The 1,155-nt window shown below is 38.3% G+C and carries 1 protein-coding gene and 1 pseudogene; both read left to right on the top strand.

Annotation, left to right across the window (positions count from 1 at the left end; genetic code table 11):
• A pseudogene (locus O9332_RS18400) lies at positions 1-191 on the top strand (hypothetical protein); the annotation flags it as partial.
• A complete protein-coding gene (locus O9332_RS18395) occupies positions 104-943 on the top strand; it encodes an Rpn family recombination-promoting nuclease/putative transposase (protein ID WP_502846659.1) in 840 nt (279 codons plus the stop codon). The pseudogene O9332_RS18400 and the gene O9332_RS18395, both read left to right, overlap by 88 nt.
• The last annotated feature ends 212 nt before the right edge of the window (positions 944-1,155 follow it).

Below are 1,155 nucleotides of genomic sequence, written 5' to 3'. Positions count from 1 at the left end.
GAACCCTTATAGAGAAAGGCATTTAGCGATTTTTGTCAATTGTTTTTGCTCTAGAGCGAACTAATCAATTAAATCTCTTGCCAGATAAGGATTTAGTCGATTTATGCCCCCATATCGAACCATACCAAGTCCCGAAGAGCCAGAAGTATTTACCGATGTCACGGAAGGAGAAAGACATGAAAGCGATTTAGTCGCACAGGTTAAGTTTCGCGGAAAAGAATCGTTTTTTCTGATTCATGTAGAGGCGCAGGAAAGTTCCCGCAAGTGGTTTAACCGGCGAATGTTTACTTATTTTGCTCGCTTTCATGAGAAATTTGTCTTACCGATTTATCCGATTGTCATTTTCTCTTATTCAAAGCCAAAAAGAGCAGCGATTAGTCAATATGTAGTCGATTTTCCCGATTTAAAAGTCTTAGAATTTAATTATCAAGTAGTGCAGTTAAATCGATTAAATTGGCGAGATTTTCTCAATCAAACGAATCCAGTTGCTTCAGCTTTGATGGCGAAGATGAACATTGCCGAGAAAGAGCGAGCTAAGGTGAAGGCGGAATGTCTGCGCTTGTTAATCACTTTAAGGTTAGATGCGGCGAGAATGCAATTGATTTCTGGATTTATTGATACTTATCTCAATCTAAATCCGGTGGAAGAGAGACAATTTCAAGAAGAGATTAGCACATTTAGTCAACCCGTACAGGAGGGAGTTATGCAAATTACCACCAGTTGGATGCGTCAAGGTATCGAACAAGGTATCGAACAAGGTATCGAACGCGAAAAGACATTGATTCTTCGTCAAATTAAACGCAAGTTAGGGGAGATTAATCCTTCCTTAGAAACTAAAATTATGCAGTTAAGTATTGATGATGTCGAAGTATTAGGAGAAGCTTTATTCGATTTCTCAACGGTTGAAGATTTAATCAATTGGTTAAATACTTTAACTGCTTAGTTTGTGTTAGCCATCACCTTCTGACAACAACCCACTAAAATTGTCATAATGAAACAGACAACCGCCAATTATGATGAACCCTGGAAAGAAGCATTAACCGAGTATTTTGAAGCGTTTTTATACTTCTTCTTTCCTGAAGTTCACCAACTAATTGATTGGACAAAAATTCCCGAATCCCTAGAAAAAGAACTCAAACGGATTACCGCTTCAGC

It is taken from the genome of Microcystis sp. LE19-10.1B (assembly GCF_027530565.1).
In the GTDB taxonomy this organism is placed as follows: domain Bacteria; phylum Cyanobacteriota; class Cyanobacteriia; order Cyanobacteriales; family Microcystaceae; genus Microcystis; species Microcystis aeruginosa.
Note: the sequence above shows the minus strand (reverse complement) of the source record. Positions and strands in the feature narration are given on the sequence as shown.